Below are 19,546 nucleotides of genomic sequence, written 5' to 3'. Positions count from 1 at the left end.
TTAGTTACCCCACTAGAGCTAGAGTTTTATTTATGTATCTTAACATAGTTTTGTTTTTTCTCGCCGACCTACTTAATGGCTTATTTGTCGATCGCACTCGCATCACTCCCAATGACGGTTATTGTCTGAAAAACGGCACAGAAATTAAAATCGGTCTCGATCCTCAAAATCAAGTTTTGCTGAGTTATTTTAATCCGCTGGCGAATCAGGTTGCTGTCCCTAGCAAGCAGTCAATTATTCTTAAGAATCGGTCGGTTTTGTTGGGTCGCGATCCAAACGCTTCGCTGCAATTAGATGCGCCGCTTGTTTCTAGACGCCACGCCACAATCGACCAAGACAGTCGCGGCAATTATATTTTGCGAGACCACAGCGTTAACGGGGTTTTTGTTAACGGTCAGCGAGTGACAAATTCTGTACAGTTGTCCGAGGGAGATGCAATTCGGATCGGCCCGTTTACTCTAACTTACCGCAGCGGTGAGTTGCAGATGCAAGACTCCGGCCATCAAATTCGTTTGGATGCTGACAGTCTGGTGATTCCGAAGCGTTTGGATAACATCACTTTGGCGATCGAACCGGGGCAGTTTGTGGCTTTAGTTGGTGGTAGCGGTGCGGGTAAATCTACTTTAATGCGGACGCTTTTAGGCATTGAAAAAACTACTAACGGCGCTGTGTTTCTCAACGGTGACAACCTGCGCCAAAACTTCAATATTTACCGCAATCAAATCGGTTACGTGCCTCAAGATGATATTGTGCACGCAGATTTGACAGTAGAAGAAGTTTTGAGTTATGCAGCTAAATTGCGCTTACCTCCCGATACAGATGTCAAGCAGGTAGTCGCAAAAACTTTAGAAGATATTGAAATGACTCACCGTCGCAAGGCTTTGGTAAAACAGCTTAGCGGCGGACAGCGAAAGCGGGTCAGCATTGGAGTTGAACTGTTAGCAGACCCGAAACTTTTCTTTTTAGACGAACCGACTTCAGGACTCGATCCGGGTTTGGATAAGAAGATGATGCAACTGCTGCGAAAGTTGGCAAATCAAGGCCGGACGGTGATTCTGGTGACTCACGCGACGGCAAATATCACGATGTGCGATCGGATTGTGTTTATGGGTCGTGGCGGACGCCTTTGTTACTTCGGCCCACCTAGGGAAGCGCTCGATTTTTTCGATGTCAAAACTGGCGATTTTGCCGACATTTACAACGAATTAGAAACAGGAGAAACCCACGTTCAAAGCTGGGCAGAAAAGTTTAATAAATCTCCCTACTATCAGCGCTATATTGTCAACCACTTCAGCACAGGCAACGCTAATGCAAAAATACCTTCTGCACCTTCTGTACCAAAATCTCAATCTTTTGTAAAACAACTCGTTTTGCTTGCCCAGCGCTATTTCCAACTCGTTTTTCGCGACTTAGTTAACTTGAGTTTAGCTCTTTTAACAGCGCCGATAGGCATTAGTTTACTGCGGCTAGCCGTCAGAGATAAAGACCCATTAATTGGCGCACCCGAAGCAACTTTAGCACCTTTAGCGCTCAGAGTTTTGTTTGTATTTACCTGTGCGGCTATTTGGGTAGGACTGGCAACTTCTCTGCAAGAAATTGTTAAAGAATCTGCTATTTATTTGCGAGAACGTTTGGTCAATTTAGGATTGTTTGCTTATTTAGGTTCAAAAATTTTTATACTTTCTGGTGTGGCAGTATTGCAAACACTGTTAATGGTAGGAGTTATTCTGATTGCTTTTAAATCCCCCGAACCGAGTTTTATTTCCTGGCCTGTGGGAGCAAGTATTACCACATTCCTAACTTTAATGAGTTGTGTCAGTCTCGGATTAGTGGTTTCTGCGATTGTTAAAAATAGCTCTCAAGCTAATAGCGCTTTGCCTCTCTTATTGCTGCCTCAGATTATTTTTTCGGGAGTTTTGTTTAAGATGGAAGGTGCGGCGAGCAAGTTTTCTTGGCTGATGTTAAGCCGCTGGTCTGTGGGTGCTTACGGCTCTTTAGTTAATGTGAATGGGATGGTTCCGGCGCCTACTACATTACCGGATGGGAGTACGCTTCCTCAGCCGTTTGAGCCTACTCCTGTTTACGATCCAACCTGGGAGAATTTGAGTTTAAATTGGGGTGTTTTGTGCGTGCATATTTTCGTTTATTTGATGTTGACTCTGTGGTTGCAGAAGCGGAAGGATATTTTATAATTAAAATTACGCACTTTTAACTCACAGTTCATTATCAAATCAGGTGGGGGGAGGAATAAATGTTAGTTAAAACCAACGCATTAGTAGAAATCGCTGCATCGCCTGAATTAGTCTTTGATTTTGTTACATCCCTGTCTAATCTGCCAAAAGTCTTTCGCGGATATGGCCCAATTCCAGCAATTATTAAAGCTGAGATGGCAGATGGTGGAGAGATGCGTGAAGGCGGCGTGCGGCGGATAGAAAATTCCGACTCTTCGGTGATTGATGAAGAAATCATTACTTTCAAAAAGCCAGAAAGACAAACCTACCGACTGGTTAGAGGGTTTAAGTTTCCGGTTTCTCTACTCATTGAGTCTGGTGGCGGAGATTGGAATTTCACTGCTACAGCAAAGGGAACTCGGATTGATTGGGAGTTTTATTTTATGCTGACTTCTCCGGTATTCTATCCGCTTGGGTTGTTGCTAGTCCAGGTTTTTATGCAAAAAGCTATGCAGCAGTGTTTAGATAAAATTAAAGAATATTTGGCTAACCCAAGCGAATAGATTGTATGAATTATTGGCTAATGAAGTCGGAACCGAATGTTTATAGTATTGGGGATTTGAAGCACGATCGCACTTCCATTTGGGATGGCGTTCGCAACTATCAAGCGCGCAATTTTATGCGAGAAATGAGTCGGGGAGATTTAGTATTTTTTTACCATTCTAATACTAAAATACCGGGAATTGTCGGCTTAGTGCGCGTCGTAGAAACTGGGGTTGCTGACCCTACTCAGTTCGATAGGAATAGCGAATATTATGATGCTAAATCGCAGTTTGATGCTCCTCGCTGGCAAACTGTGAGAGTTGAGTTTGTTGAGGAGTTTGCTAAGTTAATATCTTTGGATGAACTGAAAAAAAACTTTAGCGCTGATGAGATTTTGCTGGTGAGAAAAGGCAATCGGTTATCGGTGATGCCGGTGTCGGAAAGTGCAGCCCAGAAGATTTTGAAGATGAGATAAGCTGTGGCAATTTAAGCGGCATATTTGGGGCGGGCAAGATGCCCACCCCACAAAAATTTAAAGACTTTAGGAAAATGAGCTGTAAGGGTATGGGAATCTTGCCTGATGAAGGCTATTTTAGATTAAGTTGTGGTTTTGCTTAGTAATATGATTCGCGAAAATTTGAGTCAGGGAAGCAATCAGGATTTGGGCGCGGAAGATGCCCACCCCACAGGTCAATATCAGCTTTTTCTGGGACAGGCTTCTAGTCTGCCGCTTAAACTCAGAGAGGCTCAATTAAAAGTTGCTTACAGAAATTTACCTCATTGGGAGTTAGAAGGAGCGGTCTATTTCATCACTTTTAATACTTGGGAGAAGCTTGAATTAACTCCGGCAGCCAGACAAGTTGTCCTAAATGCTTGCAAGTTTTTTGATAGGCAAAGGTATCAAATCTTCTGCTTAGTTGTAATGCCCGATCATGTGCATATGCTAATGCAGCCTTTAGCAAAGTCGGATAATAAATTCTGGTCGCTCAGCAGCATTCTGCACAGTATGAAAAGCTACAGTTCTAAACAAATTCCCAAGGTGATGAAGCATATTGGTACTGTATGGCAGGATGAGCGACATGACCACATTGTCAGAGATGAACGAGAATTTCAGGTTTTTTGGGAATATATTAGGCAAAATCCTGTCAAAGCTGGTCTTTCAGTGACTCCAGAGGAATATCCTTTTTTCTGGCAAATATATGAAGTTTAGCTTTTTCTGAATTTCTTGTGGGGTGGGCATCTTGCCCGCCCAAGCTTCAGTCACAGGCAAGATGCCTGTGCCACAAGGATTTCACAGGCAAGATGCCTGTGCCACAAGGATTTCACAGGCAAGATGCCTGTGCCACAAAATTCTTGTGGGGTGGGCATCTTGCCCGCCCCAAATATTTGCACAGGCAAGATGCCTGTGCCACAAGGATTTCACAGGCAAGATGCCTGTGTCACAAGGATTTCACAGGCACGATGCCTGTGTCACAAAATTCTTGTGGGGTGGGCATCTTGCCCGCCCCAAATATTTGCACAGGCAAGATGCCTGTGCCACAAAATTCTTGTGGGGTGGGCATCTTGCCCGCCCAAACTATTTAAAATCATCCTAAAGACCGGCCGCACAAACAGCCGCTCCAATTAACCCTACATTGGGATTCAAAACAAGACGAACTGGCATCATTTCTAACAGCGAATCCATCCGGCCTTTGTGCGTAAACGCTCGCATAAAACCCCCTTCTTGAATCAGCGGCAAAATTTTAGCAGCGATGCCGCCGGCTACGTACAAACCGCCGTAAGGTAACAGTGTCAGAGCCAAATTTCCGGCCACTGCACCGTAAGCTTCTACAAACATTTGCATTGTTTGTTCCGAAAGCCGATCGCACTTTTTGAGTGCCGCCTGTGCAATTGTCGCCCCCGGATCAACACTCTTCTCGGTTTTACCGATTTCTGACTCCCATTTTTTGATAACTTCCCCTATCTCCGGCGATTCAGGAGCAAACTTTCTGTCCCGCAAAAACTGGTAAATTGAAACAATCCCTTGTCCCGAAACTACACGCTCGATCGATATTCGGGAAATGTCGTGTTTGGCTAACAAATATTTCAGCAATTGAAACTCCAACTCCGAACGAGGAGCAAAGTCACCGTGTCCCCCTTCCGAAGAAAAAACCCTGATGCCATTTGCCTCGGGAATTCCAAAACAATTTCCCAAACCAGTACCCGCACCAATCACAGCAATTGGGTCGTATTGGCGGGGTTTGCCAACTTGCAAAGTGTGCAAATCTCGATCGTCCAAAGCCCACACGCCGTAGCCAACCGCCACAAAATCATTAATTAAACTAACGTGTGATATTCCTAATTCCTGTTCCAGACGCTTCGCATCCAACATCCAAGGTAAATTAGTCAGTTTTGCAGTGTTGTTAACCACCGGGCCTGCGATCGCAAAACAAGCTTTTTCAGGCAATGGCGCCAAATCCAATTTCGTAGCAGCTTCCCTCAAAAACTGCTGCACCATCGGCACTAAATCGGGAAACTCCCCGCTCGGATAGCGAAACTCGTAAAGAGGATTCATTTCACCGTTAACAGTCCTTTCCACTAAGCGCAAAATTGTTTTAGTTCCGCCAATATCGCCCGCTAATAATAATGCCATAAATCTCCTATTTAATTAGTAGTTGTCTTGATTTCGTTGCTGAATAACCCACCTAGTTTATAGCAAGGATAGGCAGATTGGTGAACTCTTTTTTTAAACGAACCGCAGAGGTGCTCTTGACGCAGAGAAAGAGAACAGACAGAGAAAGAGAGATTCTCTTGAGGTCTTGAATTTGCGATATTACCAAATGATTGATAACACTACTAATTTAAACACCCACAGTATTAATTGCCAACCACGCCCGCAGCACCTCAGCCACAGTCCAAGCTTGAGCCGTGCAGCCTCGCGGCGAGTGAGGGGCGTCGCCCTCAAAAATTTCGCCCAGACTGCCAACTCCGCCGCCCCTTATATGATGTGCCATCGGTTCGAGGAATTCGCGAGCTTGTCCTGGGTTTTTGTATACGTGTAAGTGCGCCAAGACAAACGGGCCAATCAGCCAGCCCCAAACTGTGCCTTGGTGGTAGGCGCTGTCGCGCTGCAATTGGTCGCCTCCGTATGCGCCGCGATATTGCGGGTGCTGCGGCGAGAGGCTGCGGAGGCCGACAGAAGTCAGAAGCTGTTGAGCGCAGGCGTCCACCACGCCACGCTGCTGGATGGGCGTCAGTAACGGCGTATAGCGGGTTTCCTGGCGCATCCCCGCGGACAATGAGTTGGCGGAGTGAGGAGGAATCGAGTCTAGGGGCAAGGATACGGCGAATATTTGGTTGGGCCGCAGCGAGGCATCGTGTCCGTCTGGACCGTCGAGAACGTCGTAACAGTAACCGCTTGAGGCGTTCCAGAAGCGAGGAAATCCGGCGGCTGTTCGATCGCCCAATTGCTGGTATTCATTGTGAGGCTTGCCCAGTTTTCGAGCAAAACTTGCCATAGCTTGTATAGCATTGTACCAAAGCGCGCTGAGTTCGATCGGCTTACCAATCCGAGGCGTCACCACCCAATCGCCGATTTTCGCGTCCATCCAAGTCAGTTGCACGCCGGTTTCGCCCGCGTAGACTAAACCGTCATCGGGATCGACGCGGATGTTATACCGAGTACCCTGCAAGTGCCAGTCAACAATCTCACATAACACCGGCCAGAGTTCGGTCAAAAGTTCGTCGTCTCCCGTGGCATCGATATAAGCGCGGATGGCCTCAAAGTACCACAGCGTGGCGTCTGCGGTGTTGTATTCCGGTTCGCCGCCCGCATCCGGGAAGCGGTTCGGCAGCATTCCCCGATCGACATACCGCGCAAATGTCCGCAAAATCGATCGCGCAATTTCCCATCGCCCGGTACAGATTGTGAGGCCGGGTAGGGCGATCGTCGTATCGCGCCCCCAGTCGCTGAACCAGGGATATCCGGCGATGATCGTTTTGCCTTCGGGTTCCTCCGGTAGGGGGCGGCTGACGATAAATTGGTCGGCGGCGAGCACTAAGGTATTGATCCAGTCGGGACATTCACTCACTTTTGACCAGTTGTGCAGCAGTTGTTGGTCATAAGTGTGGCGCCATTCTAAAGCTGTACCGCCGTTGAGTTCGGGATTTTTCTCCGTGCTGGCTATCAATGTGAGAGAACTTCCCGGTGCGATCGTCATGTGAAAAGTCGCCGCGTGCAAGTGATCCTCGCAGTAATCCAATCCGCGCCGCTTTTCTGCTGCCAAGTCAAATCCGTAGTACCAATTGTATAAGGGCGCAGAGACTTGGAATGTAGCTTCTGGTGTGGCATCTGTCAGCAGGTACAGCGGCGTCGCCTTGGGAAATGCAGTCACACAAACCCCGCGTTCCAAGGTTTGTAGGCTCATGTGCCAGTCACAGGCGCTCGTCGTGTGGTGGTAGTCGCGGTAGTTGACTAGGGCTTTGACAGCGAGGGCGATCGGTTGTGAGGCGCGGTGCAAGCGGTATTGAATATATGTTGTGTTAGCACCTTGCTGCATCCAAATCCGCTTTTCCAGGATAGCGTCGGCGAGAGCAAACCTCCAAACAGGCGTCGTGCCTTCGAGGTGAAAGCTTTCGATGTAGTTGTAGCCGTGGGGTTCGATCGCCGCGTCGGCCCAGCGGTTTGTATAAAGCGGATAGGGGCGATCGTGATACACAGCCGTCTCGTCCAGCTTGGCGAGCATCAAAGTGCGTCCCAGGGGGGGTTGGAGGGCAGCTACCAGCAAGCCGTGATAGCGGCGGGTGAGTAGATTTGCGATCGTCCCGCTAGCGTAACCGCCGATCCCGTTTGTGACCAACCACTCCCGAGACTCCGCCGAGTCGAGATTGCAGCAGATTTCCCGTCCAAAAGCCATAACCATAAAATCCACACTCGCGCTGATTTTTTACCTACCTTTAGGCAGATTTTCGACATGATATCAACCAGAAATATTAACGCTTCCAGGCCGTTAATTTGGCGATCGCCCCCGTGCCGATTCCTGCTCTAATTTAGACATAACCAACCGCTAATTTTGCCCAGTACACAATTTTAGCCTTTGATGCCTCTGTCTAAAGTTAGTTGTTTGTGATATTAAGTAATATTACCGTCTAAACAGGCGCTGAACGTTAAGGGCAAGCATTTGATAGCGCGTCGGGCGATCGAACTACCAACCTATTTTATAAGGAGAACAGCTCAAAGTGAAGATAGGAGCAAATTACCTCGGCAACAACCAATGTAAATTTACCGTTTGGGCGCCCACAATCAAACAAATAGCAGTCCAAATTGTTTCCCCAAAAAAACGCCTGATACCCCTGCAACAATCCGCAGAAGGTTATTGGGAAACGACAGCTACAGACATCGAACCAGGAACCCTTTACACCTACCAAATCGAAGGAAAAACCGACCGGCCAGACCCAGCCTCAAAATATCAACCCCAAGGCGTACACGCTCCGTCGCAAGTAATAGATGAAAATATTTTTACTTGGACTGACACAAATTGGCAAGGCGTGCCGCTACCCGAAATGATTATTTACGAACTGCACGTCGGCACATTCACCCAAGCCGGAACATTTGAAGCAATAATTCCCCAGCTAAAACAACTTAAAGAATTGGGAATCAACGCCATCGAAATAATGCCAGTTGCCCAATTCCCCGGCGAGCGAAACTGGGGATATGACGGCGTATATCCCTACGCAGTTCAAAACTCCTACGGCGGCCCCGAAGGCTTCAAAACACTCGTCAACGCTTGCCACGAACACGGCATTTCCGTAATTCTTGATGTAGTTTTCAACCATCTCGGCCCCGAAGGAAACTATCTCCGTGAATTCGGGCCATACTTTACCTCAAAATACGGCTCAGTTTGGGGAGACCCCCTCAACTTCGACGACGCCTACAGCGACGGCGTGCGTAACTACTTTATTGAAAACGCCCTTTACTGGTTTCGAGACTATCACATCGACGCCCTGAGATTAGATGCAATTCAAGCAATATTTGAAGTAAGTGCAAGACCGTTTTTGCAAGAACTCTCCGATGCCACTGCCGAGATTTCCCAAGAGGTAGGACGGCAACTTTATTTAATAGCAGAAAGTGACTTAAATGATGTCCGCACTATACGTCCTAAAGAACAGGGAGGCTTCGGAATAGACGCCCAATGGTGCGATGATTTCCACCACGCACTGCACGCCTTGCTCACTGGAGAAGACGACCGATACTACCAAGATTTCGGCAAGTGCGAACACTTAGAAAAAGCCTTCAAAGAAAGCTTTGTTTACTCCGGTCAGTACGCCCCCCACAGAAAGCGGAAACACGGCAATTCTGTTAAGGATGAACCCGGTCATAAATTTCTGGTGTTTGCCCAAACCCACGACCAAATCGGCAACCGCATTTTGGGAGACCGACTCTCCAAAATAGTTGACTTGGAAGGATTGAAACTTGCAGCAGGCACAGTCTTAATTTCTCCCTACATTCCCTTCTTTTTTATGGGAGAAGAATACGGAGAAGAAGCACCGTTTTTTTACTTCGTTTCCCACTCGGACGAAAACTTAATTGAAGCTATCCGCAAAGACAAACAACAAGAATTTAAAATCTTTGAAGGCCGAGGCGAGTTTAACGACCCCCAGAGTCCTGAGACTTTCGATAAGTGTAAGTTAAACTGGGAAAAACAAACCGAAGGCAAACACAAAATCCTTTGGCAATGGCACCAACATTTGATTCAACTGCGGCGGACAATACCAGCCCTTAAAAAACTCGACAAAAACAGTCTAGAAGTGTCCAGCATTGAAGCGGAAAAAATCTTATTTCTACGTCGCTGGACAGATGACAGCCAGATCTTCTGCATTCTAAACTTCAACAGGCAAGAGGTAGCTTTTACGGCTGCACTTCCCCAAGGCAATTGGAACAAAATTTTAGACTCTGCTGATGAAAAATGGATGGGTTCAGGTTCTAGCTTGCCTGAAAAGATAACTTCAGAGCAAGAATTGATTGTTAAACCCCAGAGTTTCGCACTTTACGAAATAATACAGAAATAGTAGGTTGGGCGGAGCGAAGCGTAGGGTTCGCTGCCGCTCAACCCAACAACTGATTTCAGATTGGCGATTTGAGATTTTAGATGGGAGCAACAATCTCAAATCTCACTTAAATCTCAAACTTAAATCTCAAATTGATGGGCTTGGGCGGAGTGAAACGGAGGGTTCGTTTTCCACTCAACCAGCTATTTCTAATTTTAAACAACAAACCCAACCAACTAATTAATTAGGAGTAAAATTAAGATGAGAATTCCCACAACTACTTATCGGCTTCAATTTCATGCAGGTTTTAACTTTGACGCCGCCAAACAAATCCTTAGCTATCTGGAAGATTTAGGAATTACCGACGTTTACGCTTCACCGATATTTAAAGCCAGAAAAGGCAGCTCTCACGGATACGATGTCGTTGACTCAAATCAGCTCAATCCCGAATTGGGAACATCAGAAAATTTTGAAGCCCTCACATACGAAATCAAGAAACGGAACATGGGATGGCTGCAAGATATTGTCCCAAACCACATGGCTTACGACACTCAAAACTTGCTGCTGTTAGACGTATTGGAACACGGCCCGGATTCCGACTATTTCGATTACTTCGATATTGAATGGAATCACGCTTACGAACATCTCAGAGGTCGAGTGCTGGCTCCGCTGCTGGGCAATTTTTATGGAGAGTGTCTGGAAAATGGCGAGATTCAACTCAAATACAGCGAAAATGGGCTGAGCATCAATTATTATAGCTTACAATTGCCAGTAAGAATTGAATCTTATGCTAAATTTATCAGTCATAATTTGGGGCATTTAGCCAGAGAATTAGGCAGACGCCATCCTGATTTTATCAAGTTTTTGGGGATTCTTTATTTGATTAAAAATACACCTTCAGAAACTAAAGGTAAAACCAGATACGATCAGATAGCTTTTGTCAAAGGACTGCTGTGGGAACTCTACAATCAAAATCCCCTTGTGCAGGAATTTATCGATGAAAACATCAATTTTTTTAACGGAGAAAAGGGCAATGCCGAAAGCTTTAATCTGCTAGACGAATTGCTTTCCGAGCAGTTTTACCGTCTGGCTTTCTGGAAAGTTGGGGCCGAAGAAATTAACTACCGAAGGTTTTTTACGGTAAACGAACTTATTTCGGTAAAAGTTGAAGAGATTAAAGTTTTTCACAAAAACCATGCTCTGATATTCGACATGGTTGATGAGGGAAAGTTTACCGGATTGAGAATCGACCACATCGACGGACTGTACGACCCCACAGAATATTTGAAACGGCTGCGGGAGAAAACCGGAGACACTTACATCACTGTGGAAAAAATTCTGGAACACGAAGAAGATTTGCCGTCATATTGGCCGATTGAGGGAACGAGCGGCTACGACTTTTTGAATTACGTAAACGGCGTTTTCTGTCGATGCGATCGCGAGCAGCAATTTAGCGAAATATATCAGAGATTTACTCGCTTGACCGTTCCCTACGAACAGTTGTTTTTAGATAAAAAAGGGCTGATTGTTGAGAAAAACTTGGCGGGAGATGTAGACAATCTAGCTCAACTTTTGAAGAATATCTCGGGTCAATCCAGACAGGGAAATGACTTTACTCGTCCCGGTTTGGAAAAAGCATTGGCGGCGGTTTTGACGATTTTTCCCGTCTACCGAACTTACATCAATCAAGAGGGTTTGAGAGAGTCCGATCGCACTTACGTAAAATATGCGATCGCTCACGCGAAAGAACAAGTACCGCGACTCCTCAAGGAACTTAAATTTATCGAAACGGTGCTGTTGCTGGAAGAAGAAGAAACCCTAACAACCGAACAAAAAGAGCAGCGCCGGCACTTTGTAATGAAACTCCAGCAGTTGACAGGGCCTTTGATGGCCAAAGGCGTTGAAGACACGCTTTTATACGTCTACTATCGGCTTTTATCCCTCAACGAAGTGGGAGGAAACCCCAGTCAGTTCGGCGTGTCGCTGGTAGATTTTCACGAGTTCAACAAACAGCAGCAAGTCGCTTGGCCGCACAAAATGAATGCTACAGCTACCCACGATACCAAACGCGGCGAAGATGTGCGAGCTCGAATTAACGTTTTGTCCGAAATTCCCGATGAATGGGAACAGCAAGTCAAGTCTTGGAGAGAGCTAAACTCTTCTAAGAAAGTCAACTTTGTGAATCGAATGGTTCCCAATACTAACGACGAATACTTCTTGTACCAAACTCTAATCGGCAGTTTTCCATTTGAGGGAATTGAAAACACTGATTATGTCGATCGCCTGAAAGATTATGCCATTAAAGCCGTCCGCGAAGCCAAAGTTTATACGGCTTGGCTCAGACCGGATAACGACTACGAAACTGGTTTTATGACCTTTATCGATAGCGTTCTCGAACCTTCGGAACAAAATCAGTTTCTCAACAAATTTATACCTTTCTGCCAAAAAGTAGCTAATTACGGAATTTTCAATTCTTTATCTCAAACGCTGCTGAAAATAACTGCTCCGGGCGTTCCCGACATTTATCAAGGGACGGAATTCTGGGATTTAAGCCACGTTGATCCGGATAACCGCCGTCCCGTTGATTTTGAGCGCAGAATCGAGGTTTTGCGGGAAATTAAAGAGCAAGGTCAGACGGATATTTTGCAACTGGTTGAAGATTTGATTGCGACGCGAGAAGACGCGAGAATTAAGTTATTTTTGACGGCAAGAGCGCTAGAAGCGAGAAAAAAATACTTGCAAGTTTTTGAATCAGGCGATTATCTGCCCCTGGAAGCAGTTGGCACGTTTAAAGATAATGTTGTTGCCTTTGCCAGAAGCTTTGAAGATACTACCGTTATTGTCATTGCTCCCCGGTTTTTCACGGGAATTGTCAAACCGGAAGAAATGCCGATCGGCAAACAAGTCTGGAAAGATACTAATTTGAAATTATCCGAACAAATGCCGTCGGTTTGGAAAGATGCAATTACAAATCAGGCGGTAGAAAGTAACGGTACGTTGGCAATTGGTGAAGCTCTGACTTACTTTCCGGCAGCTCTGCTGATCGGTGAAAAATAGCAATTAAAAGCTGGAAAATTCTTGAATTTTCCGAGATTCCCAGGAGGCGGACTGGAGGCTCTCCCTCAATAATATATTCCTTCCCAGGCACAGCCTGGAAGTAAACTGATAGGGACAGGGCATTGCCGTGTCCCTTTTCAGAATTGATATTAAACCTGATTTGAAGCCAAAAAACCGATCGCCCCTACCAACCAAACAAAATTTATATACATAAGACGGCAAATACAACACAACGTATACGGTTTGCCACAATACCCGAATCCATCGCACACCGTACATTGGGAAGAGTAAAGAAAAGCAAAGCAGTCAACAACTGTAGCGGTGCAAGCCTCACGGATGCAACCGTCCCCCAAGAGGTTCGGTAAATACCCCTTCATCGCAAGGTCTACCGCCCGCAGTATAGAGATCAGCACCCTATCGAAGACTGTATTAAAGCAGGACTCACTACCCGTAAACCGCGAGGTAAAATCGCAGTCCTGAATAACCAGACTATCGCACAGATAAAACACCAAAATTTTGTAGAGATTGGAGCCGGAACACCCCTATGGGAAAAGTAGTTGGAATTGACTTAGGTACGACAAACTCCTGCGTCGCAGTTATGGAAGGCGGCAAACCCACCGTCATAGCCAACGCCGAAGGGGGTCGCACCACACCTTCTGTAGTAGCATATGCTAAAAATGGCGATCAACTTGTCGGACAAATCGCCAAGCGTCAAGCCGTGATGAACGCCGAAAACACTTTTTACTCAGTAAAACGGTTTATCGGGCGTCGGGTTGATGAAGTAACCCACGAAACCACAGAAGTTTCCTACAAAGTCCTCAAAGTCGGCAACAGCCTCAAACTAGACTGTCCCGCCCGTGGCAAGCAATTTGCCCCAGAAGAAATTTCTGCACAAGTTCTCCGCAAACTGGTAGAAGACGCGAGCAAATACCTCGGCGAAACTGTTACCCAAGCGGTAATTACTGTTCCCGCTTACTTCAACGACTCCCAGCGCCAAGCTACCAAAGACGCGGGAAAAATTGCCGGTATAGAAGTGCTGCGGATTATTAACGAACCTACAGCAGCAGCTTTAGCCTACGGATTAGATAAAAAGAGCAACGAAACCATCCTCGTATTTGACTTAGGTGGCGGTACTTTCGACGTATCTATTCTAGAAGTTGGCGACGGCGTGTTTGAAGTGCTGGCCACTTCAGGAGACACTCACCTCGGCGGTGACGATTTTGATAAAAAAATTGTTGATTTCATCGCTAACGAATTCCAAAGAGCCGAAGGCATTGACCTCCGCAAAGACAAACAAGCACTGCAACGCCTGACGGAAGCAGCAGAAAAAGCCAAGATTGAACTTTCGAGCGTTACCCAAGCAGAAATCAACCTGCCGTTTATTACCGCGACTCAAGACGGGCCAAAACACTTGGACACGACTTTGACGCGGGGCAAGTTTGAAGAACTGTGCTCGGATTTGATCGATCGCTCTCGCATCCCCGTAGAAAACGCGATCCGCGACGCCAAATTAGACAAGTCGGCAATTAATGAAGTCGTCTTAGTTGGTGGTTCTACACGCATTCCTGCTGTGCAAGAACTGGTCAAAAAAATCCTCGGCAAAGAGCCCAACCAAACGGTAAACCCGGATGAAGTGGTCGCAGTCGGTGCAGCAATTCAAGCCGGCGTACTCTCTGGCGAAGTCAAAGACATCTTGTTGCTCGACGTTACCCCGCTGTCTCTGGGCGTCGAAACCTTGGGTGGCGTGATGACCAAAATCATTCCCCGCAACACCACTATTCCTACCAAGAAGTCGGAAACTTTCTCGACTGCTGTAGACGGCCAAACAAACGTGGAAATTCACGTTTTGCAAGGCGAACGAGAAATGGCGAATGATAACAAGGATTTGGGAACCTTCCGCTTAGATGGAGTCCCACCAGCCCCCCGTGGCGTACCTCAAATTGAAGTTACTTTCGATATCGATGCTAACGGTATTTTGAATGTAGCTGCTAAGGATAAAGGTACTGGCAAGGAGCAATCGATTAGCATTACTGGTGCTTCTACTTTGCCCAGCAATGAAGTCGAACGCATGGTGAAGGAAGCCGAATCGAATGCTTCTGCTGACAAGGAACGTCGCGAAAGGATCGATCGCAAAAACCAAGCAGATTCTCTAGCCTATCAAATTGAGAAACAGTTGGCGGAACTGGGTGATAAGGTTCCTGCTGATGACAAGACTAAGGTTGAAGGGTTGATCAAAGACTTGCGCGATGCGATAAATAGTGAAGATGACGATCGCATCAAAACCTTGACAACAGAGTTGCAGCAAGCATTCTACGCTATCAGCAGCAACCTGTACCAGCAAGCAGGCGGCCCAACTGACGGCCCTGGTGGCCCCGGTGGCCCTGGTGGCTATGGAGACGGCGGCCCCACTGGCGGCGGCGACGACGTAATTGACGCCGACTTCACTGAAGGCAACAAATAGCAGGCTAAACTAAAAGCCCTAAGCTAGAAACAAGAAACCCGGTTTTGAACAAAAACCGGGTTTCTCTGTATGATGAAAGATGATTCGGCGATTGAAGTCGCTTCTTGTCAAACGAAGTCCACTCCAAGCGGACTAAGAAGTAAAGTCAGGAGTAATCTAAAATGTCACGTTCTCCTATACAAAATTCCTCCGCAAATACTCCCAATAAATCTCATGTTGCATCCTTGCGCCGTCTCCGCCGCATCAGCCATTTACTAGACAATGCAATTCCGATTCCCGGCACAAAATACCGCATTGGACTCGATCCGATATTGGGACTTATACCGGGCGGCGGCGATTTAATCAGTTCACTTTTTGCAGGCTATGTTGTCTTCAAGTCCGCTCAAATGGGAGTGCCACAAGAGACTTTAGTCAAAATGGCCACTAACATCGTATTTGATACAGTTGCCGGTACTGTACCCGTTGCCGGAGACTTGTTAGATGTTACTTGGAAAGCTAATGTCAAAAATATAGAATTGCTAGATGCTCATTTAGGTTCCCCCGAACCGGGTAAAAAAGCCAATTGGTTATTTGTTGCGGCTTTGCTGTTGGGTTTGATGTTAATTGTCGGAGGTGTAATTTTCTTGAGCGTGATGCTTTTTGGGTGGTTATTTCGAGTAGTTACAGGGCGTTGAGTTGGGGTTGTAGGATAAACATAAATCACTCTGGATGTGTCATGGTAAGAGCATCTAATCGGGGATTATTTGGACTTAATAAAGTATATTAGAGGATGATTGTTCGCAGGTAATAACATCGGGATTTAACTAGCGTTAAGGTGAGTTGTTATTCTTTAATTTCTCAATAAAAATCGACAATCTCACATATCGGCACCTTAGAAACAGGGCCTCTGAAAATAAACCCAACACTTCTTTTGTAGCAAGACTTGACACAAATGATAGGACTATCAACTACCAAAAAACAGCGGCGGCGATAAATTCTCAAAAAATACTAAAATGTGTGAGGGTTTTAAAATTCAACCAACCCATGCCAAGAAAAGTTCTGGTGCTCTTACCAAGAAGAGATATGTGGCAGAAATCGCAGCTATTGAGCAGAGTCTATTAAAGCACTTCGGAGACATCAAAGACCAAGCAGCATCTCAGTTGTGTTCAAAGTGAGATGCTGCTTGGTCTTTGACCGAAATCGAGGTAAATAAGCACTCTTCTTCTATCTCAAATGGGTTTATATAAAGCGATCGCCCTTTCTCGAACCTAAAATAACATATCTTAAGGGTATTGACAAAGCTTATTAAATGTGTATCTAATTCTTAATTTTCTTTGAAACTAGCTATTGACCAGATCGCCCATGAGTCAGATATAGTTATATAATCCAGACTATAATATCAATTTGATATAAATGCTTGAATTATCAGCCCTTGGGCTGCTACAGTTGCAACCCCTGCACGGCTATCGGTTAAAGCAACAACTGGAGCTGTTTATGAGCAGTTGCATCAGCGTCAACTACGGAGCGATTTACCCGCTGCTGAAGCGCTTGGAAGAGCGAGGGGAGATTTCGGTAATAGCCGAAGAAGCCGGAGATGCGGGCTGTCCGCGCAAAATCTACGGAATTACCGCCAAAGGGCGCGAACTCTGGCGGCAAAAAATGCTCGAACACCCTCAAGAAAGCTGGGTTAACAGCGGTTCCCGGTTCCGAATTAAGTTTTTCTTTTTTGGTAACTTAGAACCCGAAGAACGGCTGAAGCTATTGGAACACCGCTTGCGAGCCTGTTACACCCGGCAAGACTACATCGAAAGCCTCAAAAGCGAATATCCACTAACCGACGACTATCAATTCGCCTCTGGCGATCGCTGCAAGTCAGTGCTGGCGTCAGAGATAGAGTGGTTAACCGAGCAACTAGCCAAGGAAAAAAGCGCGATCGCCGGAGTTCGTGACTCCCCAACCTCCCCTGAATCCGCCGACTCCAAGGGAAAATCCTTGCAACTCACCCACTCAGGTGACTCATAAGAAGGATGTGTAATCATTCCTGCCATCGTAACTTTTGAGAGATAACAAGAAGCTTTCCTAAAAAGAATCACTCGCTGGCTTTGCTAACTGTGATCAGACTAAAGCCCTGCACATACCCCAACCTCATTAAAAAGGTACTTTCCCGATTCCATCCTGTTTAAAATCGCTTGTCGTTATTCCCCCATGTTTGAGGGGGCCACGGAGAATCAAATATTCCGCCCAAGTCTCAGTAAGTCAGAAGTTAAAAAAAATCTAAGTGGTGCTGCCAATGAGTTATTCTAAATCCCCAGAATCCGTGGTTGAAGCTGAAGAGCAAAAATCTGCCACACCGGAACTGCACTCAACCGATGCAGGCAGCGATCGACCGCAGGATTTGGCCCCCCTTGCCGATCGCCCCCAACCTGTTGCTAAACCCGAACAGCACCCAACCGATGCAGACAGCGATCGACCGCAGGATTTTGCAGCCGTTGCCGATCGCCCCGAACCTGTTGCTAAACCACGATCGCGCTGGCCCTTAATTGCCGCGCTCGCGATCGCCACAGGCGCAGCAGGTTTCGGCTGGTACTCGTGGCAATCGGGTCATAATCGCGCCCAGCAACCGGCAGCAGCAGCCCAACCCCCAGGCATACCAGTCAAGCTTGCAGCCGTAGAAACCAGCTCAGTCCAAGATTCCTCGGAATTTGTCAGCAGCTTAGAGGCCAAGCGTTCGGTAGAAATCAAACCCGAAGTAGAAGGGCTAGTCACGGAGATTTTTGTCAAATCCGGGGACTTCATAAACAAAGGGCAAGCCATCGCCCGCATGAAAAGCGACAGCGCCCAAGCTGACTTGAGGCAATCCCAAGCCAACCTGATTCGCGCTCAATCCCACTTAGCCGAATTGCAAGCAGGAGCCAGGCCCGAAGAAATCGCCCAAGCTCAAGCCCAAGTCGCCCAAGCCCAAGCCAACCTAGCCCAACTGCGATCGGGCTCTCGGCCAGAAGAAATTGGTCAAGCCCAAGCCCGCGTTAGCCAAGCTGAAGCCGACCTCGCCGACGCCCAAACAGGTAGCCTCTTAGAAGACATCGCCCAAGCAAGAGCGCAAATAGAGGCAAGCACAGCCGAAGCAAAGTTAGCCACCCAGCAGCTTGCCAGATATCAGGCATTGGCAAAAGAAGGCGCAGAATCCGCCAACACCCTCGAACAATACACCCAAAAAGAAGGCACCGCCAAAGCCAATCTCCGAGAAGCTCAAAGACGTTTCCAGCAGCGGCAAAAGAACAGACAAGCTGAGATCGAGCGCCGGACAGCAGCCTTGCAACAGCAGCGGCAAGCTTTGCGGCAATTGCAAAACGGTTCGCGCCCAGAGGAAATAGCCAAAGCCGAAGCAGAAGTCGCACAAGCCAAGAGCAGATTAGCGCAGTTAGCCAACGGCACTCGCCAAGAACAGCTCGATCAAGCCCAAGCGCAAGTTGCCGAGGCCGCGGCTCAAGTGCGCGGCTTTGAAGTACAACTACAAGAAACTGCTGTCATCGCGCCCTTCGCGGGAGTCATCGGCGACATACCAGTGAAAGTAGGTGATTACTTGCAAAAAGGTAACGCCATTGCCACCCTGACAGAGAACCAATTGCTAGACTTGCGGTTATCAATTCCTTTGGAACGGCAGCCTCAATTACGCTTAGGGCTGCCAGTACAAATGCTCGACGCTCAAGGTAAGGCGATCGCCCAAGGTCAAATCAGTTTTATCTCCCCCAACGTCAGCGCCAATTCCCAAACAATTTTAGCTAAAGCCACCTTTCCCAACCCCACCGGCGAACTGCTTAATCTCCAGTTTGTAAAAGCTAAAGTCATCTGGAAACAGAACCCCGGAATTTTAGTTCCAGTAACAGCAGTCACTCGCTTAGGTGGAGAAACTTTTGTCTTCACAGCTCAAAAGCCAGAACAGCCACAACCTGGAGCGCCACCTTTAATAGCACGGCAAAAGTCCGTGAAATTGGGAGCCATTGAGGGGAATAATTATCAAGTTATCGAAGGTTTGCAAGCAGGCGAAAAAATTGTTACCGCAGGCATCCTTAACCTCACAGACGGTGTTCCGATTATGGCTCAACAACCAGAGGTACCAGAAGAGAAAAAGACAAAATTACCAGTGGGTAGCAAAAATTAATATCTGAATTAGGTTGAACAAGATTTTCAAGATTTACAGGATTAAATTGAGGGTGACTAAAATTAATCCTGTTCATCCTTAAATCCTTAAATCCGGCACACCATTAGCAATTACTCATTAGCCATCCGCAACTACCCATTACCCAAA

General features: G+C 46.7%; 12 protein-coding genes and 1 pseudogene. 11 read left to right on the top strand and 2 right to left on the bottom strand.

Translation table 11 applies throughout. The annotated features are described in order from the left end of the window. Positions 1–74 precede the first annotated feature (74 nt). The 4 genes and pseudogenes from D0A34_07585 (at position 75) to D0A34_07570 (ending at position 3,924) form a co-directional block, all read left to right on the top strand. A pseudogene (locus D0A34_07585) lies at positions 75–2,192 on the top strand (ATP-binding cassette domain-containing protein). 59 nt (positions 2,193–2,251) lie between these two features. Further along, positions 2,252–2,734, top strand: coding sequence for an SRPBCC family protein (locus tag D0A34_07580; GenBank protein UNU18758.1), 483 nt, complete (start codon positions 2,252–2,254; stop codon positions 2,732–2,734). Between the two features lie 5 nt (positions 2,735–2,739). Beyond that, the gene (locus tag D0A34_07575; GenBank protein ID UNU18757.1) at positions 2,740–3,189 is read left to right on the top strand and encodes an EVE domain-containing protein; all 450 of its coding nucleotides are present in this window, start codon (positions 2,740–2,742) and stop codon (positions 3,187–3,189) included. Between the two features lie 249 nt (positions 3,190–3,438). Further along, positions 3,439–3,924: a transposase gene (locus D0A34_07570; protein ID UNU22213.1), complete on the top strand. Its 486-nt coding sequence runs from the start codon at positions 3,439–3,441 to the stop codon at positions 3,922–3,924. Positions 3,925–4,305: 381 nt separating this feature from the next. Here the strand turns inward: D0A34_07570 and D0A34_07565 are convergent, their stop codons facing one another. After that, positions 4,306–5,346, bottom strand: a complete 1,041-nt coding sequence (locus tag D0A34_07565; protein ID UNU18756.1) for a glucokinase — start codon at positions 5,344–5,346, stop codon at positions 4,306–4,308. Between the two features lie 208 nt (positions 5,347–5,554). Next, positions 5,555–7,615 carry a glycogen debranching protein gene (locus D0A34_07560; protein ID UNU18755.1) on the bottom strand — a complete coding sequence of 687 codons (2,061 nt, stop codon included), beginning with the start codon at positions 7,613–7,615 and terminating at the stop codon, positions 5,555–5,557. 316 nt (positions 7,616–7,931) lie between these two features. Here D0A34_07560 and treZ point away from each other — a divergent pair, with 316 nt between their 5' ends. The 7 genes from treZ to D0A34_07525 all read left to right on the top strand — a co-directional run bounded on the left by treZ (position 7,932) and on the right by D0A34_07525 (position 19,399). Beyond that, positions 7,932–9,761: a malto-oligosyltrehalose trehalohydrolase gene (treZ, locus tag D0A34_07555; GenBank protein ID UNU18754.1), complete on the top strand. Its 1,830-nt coding sequence runs from the start codon at positions 7,932–7,934 to the stop codon at positions 9,759–9,761. A 4-nt stretch (positions 9,762–9,765) separates the two neighbouring features. Continuing rightward, the gene (locus D0A34_07550) at positions 9,766–9,984 is read left to right on the top strand and encodes a hypothetical protein (protein ID UNU18753.1); all 219 of its coding nucleotides are present in this window, start codon (positions 9,766–9,768) and stop codon (positions 9,982–9,984) included. Positions 9,985–10,001: 17 nt separating this feature from the next. Next, positions 10,002–12,797 (top strand): malto-oligosyltrehalose synthase, encoded by a 2,796-nt coding sequence (treY, locus tag D0A34_07545; protein ID UNU18752.1) that lies wholly within the window; start codon positions 10,002–10,004, stop codon positions 12,795–12,797. A gap of 544 nt (positions 12,798–13,341) precedes the next feature. Continuing rightward, on the top strand, positions 13,342–15,258 hold the full coding sequence (dnaK, locus tag D0A34_07540; protein ID UNU18751.1) for a molecular chaperone DnaK: 1,917 nt from the start codon (positions 13,342–13,344) through the stop codon (positions 15,256–15,258). A 161-nt stretch (positions 15,259–15,419) separates the two neighbouring features. Next, a complete protein-coding gene (locus D0A34_07535) occupies positions 15,420–15,932 on the top strand; it encodes a DUF4112 domain-containing protein (protein ID UNU18750.1) in 513 nt (170 codons plus the stop codon). Positions 15,933–16,650: 718 nt separating this feature from the next. Continuing rightward, positions 16,651–17,259, top strand: a complete 609-nt coding sequence (locus tag D0A34_07530) for a PadR family transcriptional regulator (GenBank protein UNU18749.1) — start codon at positions 16,651–16,653, stop codon at positions 17,257–17,259. Between the two features lie 268 nt (positions 17,260–17,527). Then, positions 17,528–19,399, top strand: a complete 1,872-nt coding sequence (locus D0A34_07525; GenBank protein ID UNU18748.1) for an efflux RND transporter periplasmic adaptor subunit — start codon at positions 17,528–17,530, stop codon at positions 19,397–19,399. Positions 19,400–19,546: the final 147 nt, after the last annotated feature.

This window comes from Microcoleus vaginatus PCC 9802 (genome assembly GCA_022701275.1).
Taxonomy (GTDB): Bacteria; Cyanobacteriota; Cyanobacteriia; order Cyanobacteriales; family Microcoleaceae; genus Microcoleus; species Microcoleus vaginatus_A.
This window is presented reverse-complemented; position numbering and strand designations above follow the sequence as displayed.